At 64.9% G+C, this 19,143-nt stretch carries 13 protein-coding genes; 8 read left to right on the top strand and 5 right to left on the bottom strand.

The annotated features are described in order from the left end of the window. Positions 1-3: 3 nt before the first annotated feature. Both ACL02S_RS05325 and ACL02S_RS05330 read left to right on the top strand, forming a co-directional pair. A complete protein-coding gene (locus tag ACL02S_RS05325) occupies positions 4-669 on the top strand; it encodes a response regulator (protein ID WP_412801164.1) in 666 nt (221 codons plus the stop codon). A gap of 95 nt (positions 670-764) precedes the next feature. Next, entirely contained in the window at positions 765-1,451 is a 687-nt protein-coding gene (locus tag ACL02S_RS05330; protein ID WP_412801165.1) for a DUF1707 SHOCT-like domain-containing protein, read from the top strand. A gap of 179 nt (positions 1,452-1,630) precedes the next feature. On the opposite strand, the gene ACL02S_RS05335 is transcribed toward ACL02S_RS05330, so the two are convergent. Genes ACL02S_RS05335 through ACL02S_RS05350 form a run of 4 tightly spaced genes read right to left on the bottom strand, consistent with a single transcriptional unit; the run spans position 1,631 to position 7,554 of the window. Further along, positions 1,631-4,615 (bottom strand): MMPL family transporter, encoded by a 2,985-nt coding sequence (locus ACL02S_RS05335; RefSeq protein WP_412801166.1) that lies wholly within the window; start codon positions 4,613-4,615, stop codon positions 1,631-1,633. After that, positions 4,615-5,343 carry an NYN domain-containing protein gene (locus ACL02S_RS05340; RefSeq protein WP_412801167.1) on the bottom strand — a complete coding sequence of 243 codons (729 nt, stop codon included), beginning with the start codon at positions 5,341-5,343 and terminating at the stop codon, positions 4,615-4,617. The genes ACL02S_RS05335 and ACL02S_RS05340 overlap by 1 nt, the downstream gene beginning before the upstream one ends. Next, entirely contained in the window at positions 5,340-6,161 is an 822-nt protein-coding gene (trmB, locus tag ACL02S_RS05345; RefSeq protein ID WP_412801168.1) for a tRNA (guanosine(46)-N7)-methyltransferase TrmB, read from the bottom strand. Before trmB ends, ACL02S_RS05340 begins: the two co-directional genes overlap by 4 nt. 49 nt (positions 6,162-6,210) lie before the next feature. Next, positions 6,211-7,554, bottom strand: coding sequence for a lipase family protein (locus ACL02S_RS05350; RefSeq protein ID WP_412801169.1), 1,344 nt, complete (start codon positions 7,552-7,554; stop codon positions 6,211-6,213). A gap of 150 nt (positions 7,555-7,704) precedes the next feature. Here ACL02S_RS05350 and ACL02S_RS05355 point away from each other — a divergent pair, with 150 nt between their 5' ends. The 4 genes from ACL02S_RS05355 to ACL02S_RS05370 all read left to right on the top strand — a co-directional run bounded on the left by ACL02S_RS05355 (position 7,705) and on the right by ACL02S_RS05370 (position 13,448). Further along, positions 7,705-8,487, top strand: a complete 783-nt coding sequence (locus tag ACL02S_RS05355) for an SDR family oxidoreductase (RefSeq protein WP_412801170.1) — start codon at positions 7,705-7,707, stop codon at positions 8,485-8,487. Between the two features lie 80 nt (positions 8,488-8,567). After that, positions 8,568-9,731 (top strand): ERA-like protein 1, encoded by a 1,164-nt coding sequence (locus ACL02S_RS05360; protein ID WP_412801171.1) that lies wholly within the window; start codon positions 8,568-8,570, stop codon positions 9,729-9,731. Beyond that, a complete protein-coding gene (locus ACL02S_RS05365; RefSeq protein ID WP_412801172.1) occupies positions 9,718-11,370 on the top strand; it encodes a coiled-coil domain-containing protein in 1,653 nt (550 codons plus the stop codon). The genes ACL02S_RS05360 and ACL02S_RS05365 overlap by 14 nt, the downstream gene beginning before the upstream one ends. 245 nt (positions 11,371-11,615) lie before the next feature. Then, positions 11,616-13,448 (top strand): phosphoenolpyruvate carboxykinase (GTP), encoded by a 1,833-nt coding sequence (locus ACL02S_RS05370; protein ID WP_412801173.1) that lies wholly within the window; start codon positions 11,616-11,618, stop codon positions 13,446-13,448. 212 nt (positions 13,449-13,660) lie between these two features. Here ACL02S_RS05370 and ACL02S_RS05375 read toward each other — a convergent pair whose 3' ends face one another. Beyond that, entirely contained in the window at positions 13,661-14,413 is a 753-nt protein-coding gene (locus ACL02S_RS05375) for an HD domain-containing protein (protein ID WP_412801174.1), read from the bottom strand. Positions 14,414-14,522: 109 nt separating this feature from the next. Between ACL02S_RS05375 and ACL02S_RS05380 the strand changes: the two genes are divergently transcribed. Both ACL02S_RS05380 and ACL02S_RS05385 read left to right on the top strand, forming a co-directional pair. After that, the gene (locus tag ACL02S_RS05380; protein WP_412801175.1) at positions 14,523-15,476 is read left to right on the top strand and encodes a GlxA family transcriptional regulator; all 954 of its coding nucleotides are present in this window, start codon (positions 14,523-14,525) and stop codon (positions 15,474-15,476) included. A 1,042-nt stretch (positions 15,477-16,518) separates the two neighbouring features. Then, positions 16,519-19,131, top strand: coding sequence for an EndoU domain-containing protein (locus ACL02S_RS05385; RefSeq protein ID WP_412801176.1), 2,613 nt, complete (start codon positions 16,519-16,521; stop codon positions 19,129-19,131). Positions 19,132-19,143: the final 12 nt, after the last annotated feature.

Below are 19,143 nucleotides of genomic sequence, written 5' to 3' on the forward strand. Positions count from 1 at the left end.
GTGATGACAGAGCAGGTGGCAGCCACCATCTCGGTGATGGTGGTGGACGACCACCCGATGTGGCGCGACGGTGTCTCCCGCGATCTGATCGAGGCGGGCTTGCCGGTGACCGCCACGGCCGATGGTGTCGGTGCGGCGACAAGACGGGCCGCGGCGGTGCGCCCGGATGTGGTGCTGATGGATATGAATTTGCCCGATGGCAATGGGGCCGAGGCCACTACCGAACTGTTGCGGGTCTCGCCGCATAGCCGGGTGCTGGTGCTCTCGGCCTCGGCCGAGCGGGACGACGTATTGGACGCGATCATGGCTGGAGCCTCTGGCTACTTGGTCAAGAGCGCGTCGGCGGCGGAACTTATCGCTGCCGTATATGCCATCGCCGCGGGTCAGGCCGTATTCACTCCGGGGCTGGCCGGGCTGGTGCTCGGTGAGTACCGACGGATGGCGACTACGCCGACGCGGCCCGACGAACCACATCGCCCCGCGCTCACCGAACGGGAGACCGAGGTATTGCGGATGGTGGCGAAGGGGCTGTCCGCCAAGCAGATCGCCGCGCGGCTCGGACTCAGCCATCGCACGGTGGAGAATCACGTACAGGCGACACTGCGCAAACTGCAGCTGGCGAATCGGGTCGAACTGACCCGCTACGCCATCGAACAGGGGCTCGAATGAACTCCGGGACCCAGCCGGCGAATTTCGCGGTGAAGAGCGGAAATCGGGGATCGCCCTGATGCGTCCGTGGTCGCGGGCTCGGTAATCTCGAAGCCATGGGCGGCCCTGAATCGGTATCCGATACCGGCGGCGGCGCGATAGGCGACCGTGATCTGCGGGTATCGGATGTGGAGCGCGAACATGTCGGGCAGCTGTTACAGCGCGCGGTCGGCCTCGGCATGCTTTCCCTCGGTGAGTTCACCGAGCGGATGGACACCGCGCTGGCCGCCAAGACGCGGGGTGAGCTGAATGCTGTGCTCATCGATCTGCCGGGAGTACGGCTGGCCGGTCGTCCCGCCGCTGCGCCGCGTACCGGGAACCCCGTTCCCGGCTTCGGCACGAGTCATCCCACCCTCCCGGTCTCCGGCCAGGATTCCGGCAGTGTGATCCGCAGCCGGATGTCCGGGGTATATCGCCGTGGTCCGTGGCAGGTGGCGCCCACGCTGTATCTGAACAACTGGATGTCCGGTATCACCTTGGACTTCACCCAGGCGATTCGGTCTACCCAGGTGGTTGAGGTGCGTATCGATGATTACTGCAGCTCGGTCACCCTGATCGTGCCCGCCGAGACGACGGTCGATCTGCATTCGCTGCAACTTATCGGTTCCAGCATCACCGATAAGGTCCGTGCCGGAGCGTCGTCCGGGCCGCTGCACTTGGTGGTGCGTGGCCGGATTCGATTCGGATCGATCACCGTCAGATATCCGTTCCTGACCCAGTGGCGCCAATGGGTGGCGCGCTGAACACGACTGTTGTGCCCTAGGACATCGGGAACAGCCGCGCCGAGGGCACCGGGGAGATCTGCCGCCCCGCGGTAGCCCGCAACAGTGACGACGGTGAAAGGCCCGGCGGCGGCCCACGACTCGAGGCCGCTGGAATGGTGCCGCGCCGGTGGCCCGCGGTGCGGGCGGGCAGCCACCGCTCACTCGTGGTCGCGTCGGCGCAGCAATTCGTTCACGCTGACCGTGCGCCCTTCGCCACCGTGGTGGCGGCCCCCCTCGGGCTTGCCGGTGTGGCGGCGAGCGGAACGGAGTTCGGCCATCCAGTTCTCGATGCTGCCGCGGTCGCTGCCGTTGTCGGTATCCGGTGCCGGTCCGGTATCGGTGGTGTGCTCCCCGTTGGCATCGGCATCGCCGGAGGTATGCGGCTCGGCCGGTGTGGCGGACTGATGCGGTAGCGCGGTAGCGGGGTCGGGCACATGGTCCGGCTGTGGTTGCTGCCGTGGCTGCTCGGCCGGACGCGGTACGGGCTTCACCGGTGCGCCGGGCGGGCGGGGGCGCTCCACAGCGGCATCCGTGGATGCGTCGGATTGCGGTGTGTCCAGATCTCGCGGCGTGCGGGGAGGTGGGGCCACGCGCGGGTCCGTTGGCATCGAGATTGCCGGTCGTGGATCGGTCTGCTGTGCCGGGGCTGTGGTATGCCCGCTGTTGTCCTGGGGCGGTGCGGTCTTGCGTGGCCGGATCGGCTGCTGCGTGGCTACCCGAGGTGCCGGGGTCGCCGGTTGCTTCCCCTTGGTATCCGGCGGTGTCGATGTCGATGTCGCTGGATACGGTGGAGCGGGTGGGGTCCGGTCCAGTCGCTGCGTGGGGGCCTCGGCCTCGATTTCCGCGATGGTGCGTGGTTTGCGCCTGCGCGGCACCGTATTGGCCGCGACGGCGGCGGGCAGCTGCATGGTCACCGGATCGGTGACCGGTGTGGTCTTGACCAGGTCGACCACCTCGCCGCCGCCGACGCGCTCGTCGTCGAGAATCGGCTCGCCGAGCCCGATCTTTTCCTGCACCTTCTTCATCCAGGCCGGTGCCCACCAGCAGTCGTCGCCGAGCAGCTTCATGATGGCCGGAACGAGCAGCATGCGCAGTACTGTCGCGTCGATGAACAGCGCGGCGATCATGCCGTAGGCCAGATACTGCATCATCACCAGATCGGAGAAGGCGAACGCACCGGTGACGACCAGCAGGATCAGCGCTGCGGCGGTGATGATTCTTCCGGTCTGCGCGGTACCGATCCGGACCGCCTCGGTGGTACTCGCCCCCATGGTGCGCGCCTCGACCATGCGCGACATCAGGAAGACCTCGTAGTCGGTCGACAATCCGTAGATGATCGCGATGATCAGTACCAGCACCGGCGACATGATCGGCTGCGGGGTGAAGTTCAGCAGGCTCGCACCGTGGCCATCGATGAAGATCCAGGTGAGGATGCCGAGTGTGGACCCGAGGCCGAGCGCGCTCATCAAGGCCGCCTTGATCGGCAGCACCAGCGAGCCGAAGGTCAGGAACATCAGCAAGGTGGTTACCAGCAGCACCACCGCGATCATCAGCGGCATTCGGTGCAGGAGCCCCTCGACGCTGTCCTTCTGGATCGCCGGTTGACCGCCGACCAGCATGGTGACACCGTCGGGTACCGGCATCGAACGAAGGAAATCGATGGTGGGATCGGCGTTCTCCGAGTCGGCCAGCGCTGCCTTGGTGGCGAAGATCGTCTTGTTGTCGGGAGCTACGCTCGGCGGGTATTCGAATGCGCCTGCGAGCCCAGGCGCCTGGCTGGCGTCTTTGATCGTCTGACCGACCTCGGCGGTCAGACCGGGGTCATCGATCGTGAAGACCAGTTCGATCGGGTCGGACTTGCGCAGCGGGAAGATGGCATCGAATTCTTGCTGCGCCAGCCTGGTCGCGTTGTCCGGCGGCAGATACCGCTCGTTGATCCCGCCGAACTGCAGGTTCTTGACGGGGATGATCAGCAGCAGCAGCCCGATGCACAACGGGATCGCGATCTTGAGCGGATGCTTCATCACCCAGCGGGTGGACCGCCCCCAGAACCCGTTCTCCACTTCCTCGGCGGTCTTGTTCTTGCGGAACCGTTTGAGACCGAGCATATCGATGCGTTTGCCGAGGATGCTGAGCAGGGCGGGCAATACCGTGATCGAGCTCAGCGCGGCCAGCGAGACCGTCGCGATGGAGCCGTAGGCGATCGACTTCAGGAAGCCCTGTGGGAACAGCAGCATGCCGCCGAGGCTGGCGACGATCATGGTGGCGGAGAACACCACGGTGCGTCCTGCCGTCATCACGGATCTGCGGACCGCGGCAGGTGTGTCGTAGCCTTCGGCGAGTTCCTCACGGAACCTGCTGACGATGAACAGGCCGTAGTCGATGGCCAAACCGAGACCGATCATCGAAACGACCGATGAGACGAACGAGTTCACCTCGGTGAATTCGGTGATGAAGCGGACGATTCCCCATGCGCCGATGATGGTGAGGCCGCCGACGATCAGCGGAAGTGCCGCGGCGACGATGCCACCGAAGATGAAGAACAACAGGACACCGACAGCCGGGATGGCGAGCAGTTCCATCCGCTTCAGGTCGTCGGCCATGGTGTCGTTCAGCGCGCCTGCGAAAGCTTGTAAACCGGTGACCTGGACATCGACGCCCGGGATATAGAAGACGTCTTTCACCTTGCGGTAGTTACGCACCATTTCGGTGTCGTTGTCGCCGGTGATGGCGACCGCGGCGAAGGCGTGCTTCTTGTCGTCGGAGCCGAAGATGCTGGTCTGCGTGAGTCCGGTCTCGGTCTGCCAGTACGCGCCGACGATCTTGGTGATCTCGTTCGGGTACTCGCGCGGCAGGCTGTTCAGGTTCTCGACGATCTTCCTGCTGAATTCAGGATCATCGATGGTTTTGCCGTCCGGTGCGGTGTACAGCAGGATGACGTCGGAGCTGTGATCCCGATCGAACGCGGCGTCCTTCGTCTGCGCGGCGCGCGCCGATTCCGAGGTCGGATCATCCCACCCGCTGGAGCTGAGGTGATCTTCCAACCCGAGGCCATAGCCGCCGAGAGCCAGCAGACCTGCCACCACGATGCCGAGGGTTGCGAAGCGTAGCCGGTAGACCAGATCGCCCCAGCGGGTGAACACTAAGCGACTCCTTGCGCTGAGCGGGAGGCCGATAACGCCGACAGCGGCCGGAACGGCTGCAGCCAGGCGCCCTCATCGGGCAGCGAGTCGAGGCTGACCCGGGGCAGTGGTTCACGAAATACGCCCGGGATGTCCTCGAGATCGATGAAATCGAGCGTATCGGATGCGACAGCCCAGCTGGCGTGCTCGCGGAAACCGAGCACCTGAACCGGTATACCGCTGGCGGCGATCTCCTCCAGCGGTTCGCGGAATGCTTGTCCGTCGGCGGAGGCGACCATGATGCCTGCCAGGCCCGCGCCGCGCCGACGCAGCGCGATGTGGCCGAGCATATCGGCGTCGACATCGGAATCGTCGTCCACCTTGGGTTTGGCGAAGACCGCGTAACCGACATTGCGCAGCGCCTCCACCCATGGCCGCACCACATCGGCGGTGCCGGGGGCGATATTGGTGAACACCGTGGCCTCGGGTTCGACCCGCTGCGCACTGCCAACCGATAGTTCGCTGGTCCTGGCCAGCAGCCAGCGGCCGAGCGCGTCGAAGCGCGGGCGATAGGCCGCGGTGGGCCTGCCACCGAGAATGGCGCCGAGGCCCATATCGAGATTCGGAGCGTCCCATACCAATAGGACCCGGCGCACGTCCGGAGCCGCACCGCTCAGACCTTCCGGTCCGGCTCCGTGCACCTCCCCGGCAACATCGACCACTTCATGGGCCATCTCACTGACGCTCATCGGTCGATCTTCCCCCATATGAACTCTGTGATGGCGCTACCGGCACGATGTGCCTTGCCTTCGAATTTCGTGACGGGCCGTTCGAAGCCGATCGGCGCACTCGCCCGATGCTGTGCGCTGACTCCTCCTGTGGTCTCGTTCAGCCCGCGCAGCAGTGGTTCTGCCTTGCCTACCTCGGCAATGTGCTCGGCATAGCCGGCATGGTCGGTAGCGACGTGCAACACACCGCCGGGTGCGAGGCGATCGGCGATCAACGCGACCGTTGCCGGCTGCAACAGCCGCCGTTTGTGATGACGCGCTTTCGGCCACGGATCGGGGAAGAACACCCGGACACCGGTCAGCGACTCCGCGGCAATCATGTTCTCCAGGACGTCCACGGCATCGCCGCGCAGCAGTCGGATGTTCTCGATCCCTTCGCGCTCGATGCGCTGGACCAACTGCGCGAGACCGGGTTGGTAGACCTCGATGCCGATCAGATTCAGATGTGGTTCGGCCTGCGCCATGGCGGCTGTCGCAGTGCCTGTGCCACATCCGATCTCGATGACCAGCGGCGCGTCGCGGCCGAACCAGGCGGTTGTGTCCAATGGCTCGTCGGCGACTTCCCTGCCGATCGTGGGCCACATCCGGTCCCAGGATTGCTGCTGGGTAGGGGTCAGCGCGCCCCGGCGGGACCGGAAGCTCGTGACTCGTGGATACAGGCGGGAGCCAGTCGTGTGGTGGGACCTTCCTTCGGCCGGAGCCGAAGCTGTGGACGGCGGTCCCGGAACTGACTCGGCAGCGTGGTTCGCGGCGTCGTTCACACAGCCATTGTCCAGCATCGCGCGATCGGTGTGGCACGCGGTTGGGTGCGGACCACCGAGCAGGAGGTCAGGCAGCGCGTGCGGAAGCGATTCTCGGCGCGGTGGGCTGCTGTTGGCGTAGCGGTCTACCCAATGCGACCATCGCCGCGGTCACCGCTACTTCCAGCAGGCCACGGGCAGCCGATGGGGAGGCCGCGACCGACCAGACGGTCTTATCGCCCGCATCACGCACCGGCTTCCCGGCGAACCTGTCGGCGATCCATTCCAGGCTGGTCGGGGTGGACAGCGGCAGCAGCGAGAAGTGCTCGCTGAGCCGGTCGCGTATATAGGTCACCGTGGCACCACCGCGGCGATAGCGCGCCACCTGACCATCGATGCCTGGCATGTGGATGACTTGATCGTGCACCGGTTGCACCACAAGCAGCGGGCAGGCGGGCGTGGTGTTGCCGAGTCGCAAATCGTCGAACATCGCCGCCAACTCCGGTGTGTCGAGCACTTCGGCGAGCGGGCGATGCATGAGGTCGTCCACGTTTTTCTTGGCGAGCCCGATGAGCGCGCCGATCGGGGTCGAGTTCTCCGCGTGGACGACGAAGCGATGGCCATCCGGGGTCAGCTCATGATCGATCAACGAGCTCAAGGCGGGATACAGCCTGCGAAGGGCGGCGATGACAATGGCGGGAAATCCCGCGTAGACAGTGCCGTTCAGCCGGTCGAACACCTGCTGAGGGTCGCCGACCGGTGCGCCGAGTACCGCCCCGACGATATCGAGTTCCGGAGCGTAGCTCGGCGCCATCTCGACTGCCCACGAGCTGGCCATACCGCCGCCGGAATAGCCCCACACCCCGACCTTGGTATCGGGGCCGAGACCGAGCGGGGCGAAGCGGAGGGCGGCGCGGATGCCATCGAGTGAGCGATAGCCGGGCTCGCGCGGAGCGCCGAAGTTTCCGTGCAGGCCCTCGTGGTCGGCGATGCTGACCGCCCAGCCGCGGCGCAGTGCGTTCGCGACAAGGAACCACTCGAGTTGCGTGATCGAGCCGAGCGCGTGGGCGCCATGGCGCAATGCGTACGACGGCGAGCACTTCTCGCTGACCGCGTCCATCGCGGTCTGGAACGCCAGCAACGGGCGGTCCTCGTCCGGTTGCGCGCCGAGTGGCAGCAGGACAGTGGTGATCGCCGCTTCCGGGGTGCCGTGCAGATCACAGCTGCGATAGAGCAACTGCCAGGCCGAGACTTGTTGCGGGATGATGCCGAACAGGGCCAAGTCGATCTTCCTGCTGCGCAGGATGGTGCCCGGTGCTGTGGTCGCGAATCCCCCTGGTGGCCGGTAGAACGGGTCCAGGCTCGGAAGCAGAGGCCGGTGGCCTCCGGTGGAAGCGAGTTCATCGGCAACGCCGACGCTATTCGCGGTCATCACAACCTCCTCATCATTGAGGTCGGTTGCCGGGTGCGCGAGTGAAGCTGTGCACCGGTTATAGCGCCGACCACGTCAGCAGGGTAGGTGACCGACCCAGTGTCTGGGAACCCCGGAGTACACGGCCCCCGCGACACTACACTTCTCGATATGAGCAAACCGGCGGTGTTCATCACGGGCGCGGCAACCGGTATCGGGCGGGCCACCGCCCTGCTTTTCGCTGCCCAGGGATATCATGTCGGCGCCTTCGACATCGACGAGGTCGGCCTGAGCCGACTCGCTGCCGACATCAACAACAGCGGTGGTGCGATATACACCGGCGTGCTGGATGTGACAAACGCCACACAGTGGCCGCAGCGGCTCGCGGAATTCTATGCGCAGACCGGGCGGCTGGACGTTTTGGTCAATAACGCGGGCGTACTGCGCGCCGGGCCCTTCGAATCCATCGCGCTGTCCGCCCACCGGTCGATCATCGACGTCGATGTATTCGGGGTGCTCGCGGGAGCCCACTGCGCGTTCCGCTATCTACGTGAGACTCCTGGCGCCCAGTTGGTCAACCTCTGTTCGGGTTCGGCGATCTACGGCCAGCCGGAACTCGCGAGTTATGCCGCGGCCAAATCGGCGGTCAAAAGCTTTACCGAGGCGCTTGATCTGGAATGGGAGCGCTACGACATCCGGGTGATCGCCGTGTGGCCGATGTTCGTGGCCACCGAGATGCTGAAGGGCGTGACAACCGGAACGACGAAGCTGTTCGGGGTACGGTTGTCCGTCGATGATGTCGCCGCGGGGATCTGGGCAGCCGTTCGGAAGAACCGCAGATCACGAAAGGTGCACTATCCGATCGGCGGGCAGGCGAAGATGCTCGTCATGGCCGGAAAGTACACGCCGAACCGGATAGCGCGGATCATGAACAAGCGTTTCAGCGGTTACTGAGCCCGATCCGGTCCGGCTGCGTGGTTTCTGCTGGATGCGTGGTTCTGACAGAATTGCGCATCGTAAAGGGGGTGCGCGGTATGCAGACAGCCACCGAGTCCGATGGGCCGCTGCGGGAGCGCGGCGTTCTCGTAGCCACCCACGATCAGTACACCCGAGATCAGTCCACCCACGATCAGCTCGACGCGGTGCTCACCGAATTGCGGTTCGGGCCGGGCCGGGATCCGCGAATCGGGTATGCCGCGGCGGCGGCTGTCCGGGCTTGGCGTAGCCCGTTGCGGATTCAGGTCACCGGACGGGCGCGCGCAGGCCGCAGCACGGTGCTGCACGCGCTGGCGCTCATGTCCGCGCTGGAGACGCCTCCGGTCGACGAACCAGGGGCACCCGATCCGGAACTCGATGCCGACCTCGTCGTCTATGTACTGGCTGCCGCTCCGGCACCTGCCGATCATCGAGTGCTGGCCACCTTGCCGCCGCAACGCACGATCGTGGTGCTGAACAAGGCCGATGCGATCGGCGCACGCTGGAGTGACGCGGTGGACGCGGCCGAACAATACGGCAGGCAGCTCGGGGTTCTTGTCCTTCCCATCGTCGCGTCGCTGGCGGCGCGTACCAGGGCAGGCGCGTTGACCACAACGGATCTCACTGTGCTGCGCAGACTCGCCACCGAAGCGGACCCGACACTGTTCCTCTCACCGGAGCTGTTCGTCGCGCCAGGGCCGGATGCCGCCGAGCGGGAACAGTTGTTGGAGCACTGGGATCTATACGGAGTGCTCTGCGCCTGCTCGGCCCTGCGGCACGATCCGCAGTTGTCCGCGCAGGCCCTTGTGCAGCTCCTGCATGCCGCGAGCGGCATCGATACCTTGCATCAACTGCTGCACCGCCGCTATGCGCAGATTTCCGCGCTGCGTGGCGGCGAACTGCTCGACGAATTCGCTCGCCTGGCCGCGCGCGCTGTCCCGGAGGACGGTGGCTGCGCGCGCGATGTGCTCGAGTCCTTTCTCCATGGCGACGATGCCAGGTGGCTCGGGCTCCGCGCCGGGCTCGCGCATCCCGAGGTGGCCCACCTCGCCGCGGGCTATCACGCCCCGGCGCCTGCCGATGCCGATGACGCGATAACCCGAGCGGCCCACTGGCACGGCGTGGTCACCAGCGATATGCCCGCGGCCGCACGCCGTGCTGCCCTCCGGGTACATAACGGCTACGTCCGACTATGGGAACGGATGCGCAGTGCCGGTCTCTGAACCAAGGGAACCGGCCACGGTGACCCCGAGCCAGGCAATCTCATCCGTTGGCGCGGAATACGACAACCCGGAGAACGCAGCCGCTATCGCGCCTGATCCCCGCCGGACCGGACGTGCCGAATCCGATCGGCCGAGTACCGCCGAGCCGGCGCCCGGCTTGTCATCCGAGGTCGAGGCAGTGGTGGCGCGGTGGAATCCGCATGGCACGGCACTGCTGCGCACGGTATCCGGGTCCGGGCGGGGTGGCGTGGTCTCGTTGTTCGGTCCGCCCGATGCGAACACCATGGTGTTGCGGACCGAGCTGGCGCGGTTCGAACCGCGTATCCCCCTATCCGAGCCGATCGCCGGGTTGGCCCCGGCGGCTACCGCGGACTCGGGCGCCGCACCGTCCGCGGTGGCGCTGATCTTGCTGGACGCGGGCATCACTGTGGGGGCGGACCTGCTGGAGCTGATCGACCGGCTGCGCGCGGACCGGACCCGCATCCTGCTCGCGATGAACGGAATCCACGCCTACCAGGATTGGCGGGCGGTGCGGGAGCGTGATCTGGAGGTGCTGGCCGGACACGGTGCCGCCGACCTGGATATCGTGCCGGTTTCGGCTCGGCTCGCTGCGGCGGCTCGCGCCACGGGCGATGCCGGTCTGTTGGATCGTTCCGGCCTTGCCGTCCTGCATACGCAGTTGGTCGCCGCGGCCTCGGGCACCACCGAGACCGGCGGTGCCCGGCAGGCTTCGGTGACCGGCCGGGTACTGGCCGATACCCGTGCGCGGGTAGTCGAGCAGATGGCAGCGCTGCGCTCCGGCGCGGAATCGGCGCGGTTGCGTGAGGAACGCGCGCTACTGCTCGCAGGCCGCGACGGTGGCCGGGCCTCCGCCATGTCCGCCCTGCGCGGCGGATTGCACTTGGCCAGGGTGGATCTGCTGACCGATATCGGTGCGCGAATCCGCGCGTTGCACGCCGATGCTAGAGCCGAACTGGACCGGCTGCGTCCCGCCGAGGCCGGTGCCTATCCCGACCGGCTGCAGCGGGCCGTCACCGAGCTGACCGGTGCGGTCGATCACGCCATCGATCATCGGCTGGCCGAACTCAGCGGCCGGATAACGGGCGACGAGCACGGGGCGCCGCAGCGGCGGCGTGACCCGGCCCCGCAGGTGGGCCCGGATCCGGAGCCGAGGCACCGGGGTGCCGAAGATCACCTCATGATCGCGCTCGGTGCATCGGCAGGTGTCGGACTCGGGCGCCTGCTGGTGGCTCCGCTATCGCTGGTGCCCGCGCTCGACGTCGCGAGTTTTCCGGTCGCCCTGCTGGTCGGCGGGGGTGCGGCGGCCTGGGTGGTCCGTGCGCGCAGGCAGCTGGCCGACCGAGCGCACCTCAGGCAGTGGGTGGCCGATGTCTTGGTCGCGATAAAAGCCCAGCTCGAGCAGCGGGTGGCGACCGCGCTCGTGGAAACCGAGACCGGGTTGACCGAATATGTGGTGCAGGCGAGCACCACGCGCATGCTGGATATCGACCGCAGGGTCGCCGAATTGGAGGCCACGCTGCGCCGGAAGACGGCTGAGCAGCCCAAACAGCTTGCGGCTTGCGAGCGAGATATTCGGATTATCGACAGCTGGATCTCCCCCGTCGAAACGAGCGACTGAACGAGTAAGCGAATGGGTACCCAGTGAGGAGCCCGATGCCATATCGATCGTCATATCGCGTTAACCTCTAGTCAGGAACTTGGGTGCCCGCTGAGTCCTGGTACGTCGTCCGCTGTGAGCGCGGCGTCGGCCGGTCGTAGCGGGTGCCTTCCCGCCAATGGTGGTGCTTGGTGTATTCGCGCTGGTCATGGGCCTCGGGCCGGGCGGCGAAGCATCGAACAGCCGCCCATCTCAGGAGAGTTTTCATGACGTCAGCGACCATTCCTGGTCTTCGTGGATCCGACGGCAAGGCGCCGACCGAGCACAGCGAACTACTCGCCTGGGTACAAGAAGTAGCCGAGCTCACCCAGCCGGAGCGGGTGGTCTGGGCAGACGGCTCGGACGCGGAATGGGACCGGCTGACCGAGCAGCTCGTCGCGGCAGGAACGTTCAAGCGATTGGACGAGCGGAAGAAGCCGAACTCCTTCCTCGCGCTCTCCGATCCTTCCGACGTCGCCAGGGTGGAGTCCCGCACCTACATCTGCTCCAAGACCGAGGCCGACGCGGGCCCGACCAACAACTGGGTCGATCCAACCGAGATGCGCGCCACCATGACCGAGCTGTACCGCGGCTCGATGAAGGGCCGCACCATGTACGTGGTGCCGTTCTGCATGGGTCCGCTCGGTGCCGAGGACCCGAAGCTCGGCGTTGAGATCACCGACTCCGAGTACGTCGTGGTGTCGATGCGGGTGATGACCAGAATGGGCGCCGCCGCCCTGGAGAAGCTCGGCACCGACCGGCCGTTCGTGAAGGCGCTGCACTCCGTTGGCGCGCCGCTGGCCAAGGGACAGGCCGATGTGCCGTGGCCGTGCAATGACACCAAGTACATCACGCACTTCCCCGAGGACAGGGAGATCTGGAGCTACGGTTCCGGCTACGGCGGTAACGCACTGCTCGGCAAGAAGTGCTACTCGCTGCGGATCGCCTCGGCGATGGCTCGCGACGAGGGCTGGCTGGCCGAGCACATGCTGATCCTCAAACTGATCTCCCCGGAGAACAAGGCCTACTACATCGCCGCCGCGTTCCCCAGTGCGTGTGGCAAGACCAACCTCGCGATGATTCAGCCGACCGTACCGGGCTGGCGCGCCGAGACCCTTGGCGACGATATCGCCTGGATGCGTTTCGGCAAGGACGGCCGCCTCTACGCGGTGAACCCCGAATACGGTTTCTTCGGCGTCGCGCCAGGCACCAACCACAGCTCGAATCCGAACGCCATGGCCACCATGGACGCGGGCAACACCGTCTACACCAATGTCGCGGCGACCGACGACAACGATGTCTGGTGGGAGGGCCTGGAGGGCGAGCCCGATCACCTGATCGATTGGAAGGGCAACGACTGGTACCTGCGGGAGACCGAGACACTGGCCGCGCACCCGAACTCGCGCTACTGCACCCCGATGTCGCAGTGCCCGATCCTGGCGCCCGAATGGGACGACCCGCAGGGTGTGCCGATCTCGGCGATCCTGTTCGGCGGTCGGCGTAAGACCACCGTCCCGCTGGTCACCGAATCCTTCGACTGGCAGCACGGCGTGTTCATGGGCTCGACACTGTCCTCCGAGCAGACCGCGGCCGCCGAAGGCAAGGTCGGCACCGTGCGCCGCGACCCGATGGCCATGCTGCCGTTCATGGGCTACCACGTCGGCGATTACATGGACCACTGGATCAACATCGGTAAGAACGCCGACGCGGGCAAGCTGCCGAAGATCTTCTACGTCAACTGGTTCCGCCGTGGTGCCGACGGCCGCTTCCTGTGGCCCGGCTTCGGGGAGAACTCCAGGGTGCTGGAGTGGATCGTCGGCCGTATCGAGGGTTCGGCCGATGCCGAGCCGACCGCGATCGGCAATGTGCCGACCGCCAAGCAGCTCGACCTGGACGGCTTGGACGTCGATCCCAGGGATGTCGACGAGGCGCTCGCGGTGAACGCCGAGGAATGGCGGAAAGAGATCCCGCTGATCGAGGAGTGGTTCGAGTTCGTCGGCGATAAGCTGCCTTCCGGAGTGCGCGACGAGTTCGAGGCACTCAAGCGGCGACTGAGCTGAAGCCCTCCGGCAACGAAATACAGCCCGTATCACCGGTAGGTGGTGCGGGCTGTATCCGTTATATGCGGCCGGTCGGCGGGCAGGCGCAATGCGGCAACAAGCAGACCGACCTCATGCACCGCACTCCCGTGCGGCGTGCTTATCGCCGAACTTCATCACCACAGCGCGCAGTGGTCTGTATTTCCTACTCCACGTCTATCTGCCACCGGGCCCTATTCGGCGAACGGCGCCATTCGGACCATGGTCAGAAAACCGGTGCTGTTGAGCCAGCTCACCCTGCCTTCCGGCATCGCTTTCGCCTCCGCCTCCAAGGCCGCGATCACATGCCGGGTGAGGTTGTGCCGGGGGTATCGTCGGATCAGCTCGGCAACCCAGTTCTGATCCAGTTCGGCTATCCGTGCGCCGAACACGTCCACCGCAGCGCCCGCGGAGACGAAGCCGCCAGGGTCACTGAGATCATCGGCGACTCCTGGGGTGATGTGGGCGGCGATGGCCGCGCCGATTGCTTCCGCGCGTGCGGGATCGGCGCCTGCGCCGAGCGCGAGCGCGACGGCGCGTTCGCCACCGACCACCGCGAAACACCGCCCCGGTGTGGGGTTTTCGATCTGTAGATCGTGCAGAAGACAGGAAACGTAGACCAGTTCGTCGTCATAGGCCGCGCCGTCGAGATCGGCCAGCACACGACCGAAATAGTAGGTCCGCAAGGAATGGTTCAGCACATGCGGGGAAAGCGTTTCGCGTGCTTCGGTTTCCGCCGCGACAGCCAGTGCGGAATCAGGTAGCCGCAGGCCGGCGAACTCAAGTGTGCCGCGTCCGCGCCTGCCCAGAGCGAGCCTGACCCGGTTGGGTACAGCGGCGGGCAGGGTCCGGGCGGAGGCGAGGGCCAGCCTGCGGCGTTGTTGCTTGGACAGTGCGCCACCGGTGCGAGTGGCCCATGCCCAGTCGATGCCCGTCGGTGCGGCCACGATGCTCTCCTTCGTTGTTGGAACTTCGCTTTTCAGTCAAGCGCGTCTCGAGGTGGGCGACGAGTGGCAGAAATGCCAGTAATGCTCGGATTCATGCCAAACTGGGGTGATGAAGCAGGTGGTGGCGTTGGCGTTGGACGGTGTCATGGTCTTCGACTTGACCTGTGCCGTGCAGGCGTTTCGGCACGGCCCGGATAAGACCGGTACGCCTCGTGGCTTCGAGATGCGCACCTGCGGTATCCGACCGGGGCCGGTCTGGACACCCAACGGTTTCGAGTTACGGGTGGAACACGGGCTCGAGCTGCTCGACGAGGCCGATATCGTCGTCGTGCCAGGCACCGGCATCCCAGCCCAGCCCGTCCCGCCCGAGGCACTGGCCGCATTACGGGCCGCGGCGGAGCGCGGGGCGACCATACTGAGCATCTGCGTCGGCGCATTCGTGCTTGCCGAGGCGGGCCTGCTGGACGGAAGGCCAGTGACCACACACTGGGCCTACTGCGATGAATTCGCCGCCCGATATCCCACGGTACGGCTCGACCCGGCGGCACTGTACATAGACGACGGCGATGTACTCACTTCAGCGGGCCTATCAGCGGGCCTCGACCTATGCCTGCACCTTGTCCGCCGGGAACTCGGCGCGCGGGCGGCGGCGGAACTGGCCAGGTGGAATGTGACCGCACCGCACCGGGAAGGCGGCCAGGCACAGTACATCCCGTCCGTCCCCGGCGAGCGCGATACCGATGGCGGACTCGCCGCCACGCTGGCATGGGCGGTCACGGAACCATCGGCCGCCGTGGATGTTTCGGCAATGGCCGCGCACGCGTTGATGAGCGAGCGCACCTTCATCCGGCGGTTCAAGGCCGAGGTAGGCACCACACCCCGGCGCTGGCTGGACGCCCAACGCACCACGCGGGCACGGGAGTTGCTGGAAACTACGCAGTTGCCGGTCGAAGTCGTCGCGGAACAAGCAGGATTCGGCAGCGTTACCGCACTGCGGGCACATCTGCGCGCGACGACGGGGGCCACCCCTGCCGCCTATCGCCGTTCACTGGGCGGCCCCTGAGTTCTTCGGCGTGTCGAAAAATATTTTGGGGGAACGAATTTCGGCACGCAAAACCATCAGCCCTGTCTGTGCGATGGAGGTGGCCAACTAGTCCTCTTCGCAGGCGTCGCCGTCGCGTTCGAGTCCTCAGTGTTAACAAGGGCCGCTCGGTATCGGTTCGGCGCGGTCGAAGGCTTCGCCCTCCATAGGCTCCAATAAGCCTGTCTACCAGCAGTCTTGCGTAATCTACGAAAGACCTCTTGACAAAGATGTGTCCTTAAGCCACGATTTTTACGGCAGCACAACTGTGCCTAACTCCATCTCATCGGAATATTCTCTTCGCCGAGACTTCTGGTATCGACTAGATCGAAACCCTGGTCCACCGTTACGGATCGGGGTTTCTCGCATTCCTGGACGCTGTTTGCGCAGCCGAGCAATGCGATTCTCGTCGGCTGACGGTTGCTAGGCAGGCGACGATGTCGCCAGCAGCACACCGTGCTCTTCTCGGCTTCTCGGATCGTTCCCACAAGCTGCGGAATGGAGTACGCGGTGGGTTGCGTCCGTGTAGTTCGTCGTTGTCGAGCCGGAGCGGCCACTCTGCCCGCTCGATAGTTGTGGGTCGCAGGCTGACACCGCCTGTAGGACGGCGGAAACCGGCGACACCATCATGACCATCAGGCGGAGGTTGTTCCACAACATCGTCGGCCAGTTCGAACACAACCACCCCACCGGCTACTACGCCGTGATCCGGACCGGCATCGACAGCTAACCGAATACCCCGATCACCACACGCGGCCCGTACCAACCCTGGTGTAGGTCGCGTGTCGTATCCGCCTGCCCTAGTGCAGGTATCACCCTCTTTCGTCATAACCGCATACCGATACCTCCGAGGTGTAATCCGATGACAATCCCTGGCCTAGGCGGTCGCGAGCCCGAGGACTACGCGTGGGTCACCCGGCATGCCGCCTGGTTCGACTCGATGACTCCCGCTCGTGAGGACGACCCCGATGCCGGTTCGGGATCGGCCGGTGGTGGAGGTGGGAAGGTTTACACCTTCCACGGTATGAACCCTGAATCGGCTGCGAGCATGGTCGATCGGGTGTTCCGCCGACGGGACCTGGTGGCCAGTGCCCGTGAAGTCGTCACTGTCGCAGATTCCTTCGACCTCAGCGCGTCATCACAAGCCCAGTCCTCGGCAGTCGTCGACCCCGTGCCCGACACAGCGCGGCCACCGAAAGCGCCTGCCCAACTACCGCTGCCGATTATGACCCCGCTCGGTTGGCGGTTGCCGAAGGTCACTCCGGCCAACGGGGCGGCGCTGATCGCCGAGCCTCAGGCGTTCACCCCCATGGATGACAAAGGTCAGCGGACACCGACCCCGGACACTATCCCCAATCCGAGTGTCGAAGAACAGCGCAGACCGTCGGGGTCGTTGCCGGTATCGACGCTGGAGAAGTTACACGAGAAGCTCGACGACCTCCCGGTCACAGACACCACACCATCGACCCCTGCGAGCCCGGCAACACCGGTCCCCTCAATGCCATCATCACCGTCCCCCGCTGAGCAGCCGACGCAGGCCGAGTTGGACGCCGACCGGGTCGAACAGATCCTGCCCGAAGGTGTGCAAGTGCCACAACGTGGCGGCGCACCCGTGGAATGGGTCAACGGAAACGGTACACAGGGCTCGCTGCGGATTGACGAATACGGCCAACGGCATTGGCGGCATCTGCTATCCAACGGTCGGCTCATCGAGGTCACCGAAGGCGGCGGCAGCGACGGCGCCGACCGGCCCTGGACTCGCACCAAGATCACCGAACCTGGCGATACGACCCCGCGCGTGGACACCTACGCAACCACCGCCGTCACCGTTCATGCCGAGACCATCGGTGGCGTCGACATACGTGATCTGCGCTTCCAGAACGGCGACCTCGGCATCGAGGAACACCACGGCGGCGACGAGGGCGCGCGCCGGCCCTGGACCCGCACCACCCAATACACCCCGCTCGGGCCCTTCATCACCACGGACACCCAAGACGGCACCACCCGGCAGAACCCGACCGGCAACAACCAGGTAGAACTCGTCTATGTCGGCAAAGACGGCAAAAGATCCGGACAACTGGTTCCTGATGACCCCACCCAGCCCGTCACCGGGTGGACAGCATTGCTGGGCGGCGTCACCCAAGAATCCACCACGCTCAACGGAACGATCATCGGCGGTCGTTACCTCGATCGCGACGGCATCGACCTGGGCAGCTACACCGTAGTCAACGGCACCAGCATATTCATCGCCAGCCAGGAATACATCGACCGTAAATGGCGCGAGATAGGCATCACGTACCTGCGGGTTGAAGTCGGCCCCGACGGTAAGGCAACGACCTACTTCCAGGACAACACGAGCTGGAAGGTCCTGCAGCGGGAAACCAGGATCGGCGACCTCCCCGGCCAAGTCCCTCCCACGGACATTCAAGCCCGCAACATTTTCCAAGTCCTCGGCCACCCGTTCGCGGTCCTCGGCGAATCATTGCTCAGCTTTGCAGGCGACGTCGATAACGCATGGGTCAACCGCGATTCCGCCTTGAGCGTGGCGCCCCCCAACCCCGACAGACACCCCATCGGCTACTACCTCCCGCTCTCGCAGATGCGACACACACCCGGCGAAGTCTTTTGGGCTGCCATCGACGTCGTCGGCATCGCCACCCTCTTCGCCCCCCTACCACCCATAGCCCCCCTCCTGGCCCGTGCCGCCGCCGCCGGACGCGCCATCACCACCAGTGCACGCACAGCCGGCTCCGCTGCGGCACGAGGTTTACGGTTCGGTCCCAAAGCCTCGGTGAACCAACCCGCCGTGGTGCCCTACAGCGACGTAATCCCACGGAATCCATGGCTGTCCCAAGAAACAACCATCGGACTCCGAGACACCCCGATACCAGGGTTCAGTCCACACCCATCCCTCAGAGAACCCCTCGATATCAACGCATTACCCAGATTCGACGAAATCCGACTACCCGGCCTCCACGACTTCCCCGACGCATCCAGCTTTCCAGGATATCGACCTAGGAATCAGACTGCTAAACCCTCGACAGGATACCCCGGTTCATCTCTAGGCCAGAAACAGGCGAATCCCCCGGTGCGGGAATCCATCCGGCATACCGACCTTTCCCGTCAGCATATCCTGGGAGGCGACCGCGGCAACTCTTCAACGGGAGGACATCGAGCAGGTACCGGTTTCAGCGGTAAGACCGAGTTTCCGAAAAATTGGTCAGACAATGACATCCTCGATGCCGTATATCAGGTCACGCAGAGCGGTAGGCCGACCAAGGGTCCATATCCCACAAAAAATGAACTAGGAGAGCGCTCCTCGGCTTTCGATTATGAAGGGAAGATTAATGGCATAAATATACGAACAACTGTTATAAAAGACGGAAAAATACGAACTGGATTCCCGACTTATTTTCTCGATCGTGGAGTAATAAAAAACCCGAAGCTCCCGAAGGGGTTGCCTCAGGAGTTAGTGAAATCCATACCACAAGGTAAGGTTCCTCGTTATAGCAACCCACAGATCGGGGGTGATGGAAGTTGGACTTGGCGTGGAAACAAATCTGGCAGAGACATTGAGGTGATCCTGTATCCTGATGGCCGCTGGATTAAAATCGATCACGGTAAATATATAAAGTAAAGCAGTCAATTA

The organism is Nocardia spongicola (genome assembly GCF_047200775.1).
Taxonomy (GTDB): domain Bacteria; phylum Actinomycetota; class Actinomycetes; order Mycobacteriales; family Mycobacteriaceae; genus Nocardia.

Coding starts and splice junctions, on each gene's coding strand:
- ACL02S_RS05370 (WP_412801173.1), top strand. CDS start 11,616: ATGACGTCAGCGACCATTCCTGGTCTTCGTGGATCCGACGGCAAGGCG.
- ACL02S_RS05385 (WP_412801176.1), top strand. CDS start 16,519: ATGAACCCTGAATCGGCTGCGAGCATGGTCGATCGGGTGTTCCGCCGA.
- ACL02S_RS05380 (WP_412801175.1), top strand. CDS start 14,523: ATGAAGCAGGTGGTGGCGTTGGCGTTGGACGGTGTCATGGTCTTCGAC.
- ACL02S_RS05360 (WP_412801171.1), top strand. CDS start 8,568: ATGCAGACAGCCACCGAGTCCGATGGGCCGCTGCGGGAGCGCGGCGTT.
- ACL02S_RS05330 (WP_412801165.1), top strand. CDS start 765: ATGGGCGGCCCTGAATCGGTATCCGATACCGGCGGCGGCGCGATAGGC.
- ACL02S_RS05325 (WP_412801164.1), top strand. CDS start 4: ATGACAGAGCAGGTGGCAGCCACCATCTCGGTGATGGTGGTGGACGAC.
- trmB (WP_412801168.1), bottom strand. CDS start 6,161: ATGCTGGACAATGGCTGTGTGAACGACGCCGCGAACCACGCTGCCGAG.
- ACL02S_RS05355 (WP_412801170.1), top strand. CDS start 7,705: ATGAGCAAACCGGCGGTGTTCATCACGGGCGCGGCAACCGGTATCGGG.
- ACL02S_RS05350 (WP_412801169.1), bottom strand. CDS start 7,554: ATGACCGCGAATAGCGTCGGCGTTGCCGATGAACTCGCTTCCACCGGA.
- ACL02S_RS05340 (WP_412801167.1), bottom strand. CDS start 5,343: ATGAGCGTCAGTGAGATGGCCCATGAAGTGGTCGATGTTGCCGGGGAG.